The 1,923-nt window shown below is 60.0% G+C and carries 3 protein-coding genes; all 3 read right to left on the bottom strand.

Going from position 1 to position 1,923, the window contains the following annotated elements; translation table 11 throughout:
• Positions 1–30: 30 nt before the first annotated feature.
• The 3 genes from OC610_RS26640 to OC610_RS26630 all read right to left on the bottom strand — a co-directional run bounded on the left by OC610_RS26640 (position 31) and on the right by OC610_RS26630 (position 1,825).
• Positions 31–210, bottom strand: coding sequence for a hypothetical protein (locus tag OC610_RS26640; protein ID WP_030142605.1), 180 nt, complete (start codon positions 208–210; stop codon positions 31–33).
• Positions 211–366: 156 nt separating this feature from the next.
• The gene (locus OC610_RS26635; RefSeq protein ID WP_264432210.1) at positions 367–1,542 is read right to left on the bottom strand and encodes a lactonase family protein; all 1,176 of its coding nucleotides are present in this window, start codon (positions 1,540–1,542) and stop codon (positions 367–369) included.
• Complete coding sequence (locus OC610_RS26630; RefSeq protein WP_264432208.1) at positions 1,529–1,825, bottom strand: DUF5629 family protein; 297 nt, start codon at positions 1,823–1,825, stop codon at positions 1,529–1,531. Before OC610_RS26630 ends, OC610_RS26635 begins: the two co-directional genes overlap by 14 nt.
• Positions 1,826–1,923 lie beyond the last annotated feature (98 nt).

The raw sequence follows: 1,923 nt of genomic DNA, 5'->3' as shown, positions 1-1,923 counted from the left end.
AAGATCGCAGGCTTCAGTGGTCAGCGTGATTCAGTGTTGAGTCTTGTGGTCCAGCGCCGCGTAGAAGTTAGCGCTCTGTTGCAGGTATTTCTCGGTGTAGCTCTGGGTGCGGTTTTGCTTGTTGCTGATTTCGACGCTGGCACTGGCCGGCAATGCCACGGTGGCGGAGATGGCGGAAGCAGCGATAACGGAGAAGAGATTCAGGTTCATGGCGGTAGTCCTCGGATTCAGTTGGCTGATTTGCCCGGTGGGGCCGTGAAGCAAACTTACGCGCCGAGGCGTCTCGCCTTGAAATGCTTTGTAATACTAGCGACTATCAGCCGCGTTGATACAACGGCGAAGGCCCCGGGAATCGGGGCTTTCGTGTTATTGACGAACGAGGAATTTCAAATCGCTCGGCGCATCCATCGGCAACTTCTGGACGGTCTTGCCCAACAGGCCGGTCTTTGCATCGCGCTCGATGACCACGATCTGGTTGCTCTTCTGATTGGCGACCAGGACGAATTTTTCGCTCGGATCGAGGCTGAACTCCCGGGGGTGGTCACCGTCGACAGAGCGCCGTTGCAGCTCCTTCAGCGTGCCAGCAGCCGGGTCGATGGCGAACACCAGGAGTTCATTGGTGGTGCCACGATTGCTGACATAGAGAAACTTGCCATCCCTGGAGGCATGCAACGCTGCCGCCGCTTTACCCGGCTGGGGTTTTCCGTCGGCCAGATTGACCAACTGGCGTTGGGTCAGGCGACCGTCCTGGTAATCGAATACGGCGACCTGGGCGCTCATTTCCATCGTCAGCCAGGCGTGCTTGCCGTCGCCACTGAACAACAGATGACGCGGCCCGCTGCCCGGCGGCAGCTGCACGAATGGCGGTTCGGCTGGCGTCAGCGGCATTTCGGGGTTGGCCTTGGGGTCGTAGCGGTAGACAAACACCTTGTCCGCCCCCAGGTCATTGGCGAACACATACTTGCCATCGGGTGAAGGCACCGCCGAATGCACATGGCCGGACTTCTGCCGCTCGGGATTGACCCGACTTGGCTGATGGCCGCCCGCCTGCACCACCGGCGCCAGCTTGCCGTCCGCGCCCACCGGCAACACCACCAAGGTGCCGCCCGGGTTCTCCAGGACGGAATAATTACTCACCAGCAAATGCCGGCCGTCCTGGCTCAAGCTGGAATGGGTCGGCTCGTTGCCCAGGGATTGCACCTGGTTGATCAGGCTCAACGCGTGGGTCTTCGGATCGATGGCGTAGCTGCTGACCTTGCCCACCGGGTCTTTCTGGCCCGGCCCGTTTTCGTTGACGACGAACAGTCGCGTCAGGTCCTTGGACAGGGTCAGCCAGGAGGGGTTGTCGGTCTTGATCACCTGCAACGGATTGGCATCGAGCTGGCCGGTGCGGCTGTCGAATTGCAATCGGTAGATGCCCTGGCTCTGCCCGGCGGTGTAGGAACCCACCAGCAGTTGATAATGATCGCTGGTGTCGGCCTGGACGCCCATGGCACCCACGCTGCCGGCCATCAACAAGGGCCAGAAACTACGCATCTTCATGATCGGAGTCCTCATCGTCGTGGCCGCTGGTCGCTTCCACGCATTCCAGGTGGTGATCGCCCGAATCGCTGGTGATGATCCAATGCTTCAGGGCTTTGTCGAAGGTCGCGGCCTGCATCTGCGTCGGCGTGAAACGCCAATGTTCGAGGGTGCGACCGTTCATGCACTCGACGTGCAACTGGTCCTGCTCGTCGAGGGAGAAATCGAATGCGTGCAGCCCGTCGATGATCAGCATGTCGCAGTGTTCGAGGGCGTGCAGCAGGGTGTCGGTCAGGGCAGTCATGGCGATCAGTCGGTCATTGGGAAAGCCAGCATGATAACCCAATGTCAGAGTGGGGCTTGGGCCATAAGGTTCTGAAGCATTTTCGACTGGAAGATTGC

This window comes from Pseudomonas agronomica, assembly GCF_025917275.1.
Lineage (GTDB): Bacteria > Pseudomonadota > Gammaproteobacteria > Pseudomonadales > Pseudomonadaceae > Aquipseudomonas > Aquipseudomonas agronomica.
Note: the sequence above shows the minus strand (reverse complement) of the source record. Positions and strands in the feature narration are given on the sequence as shown.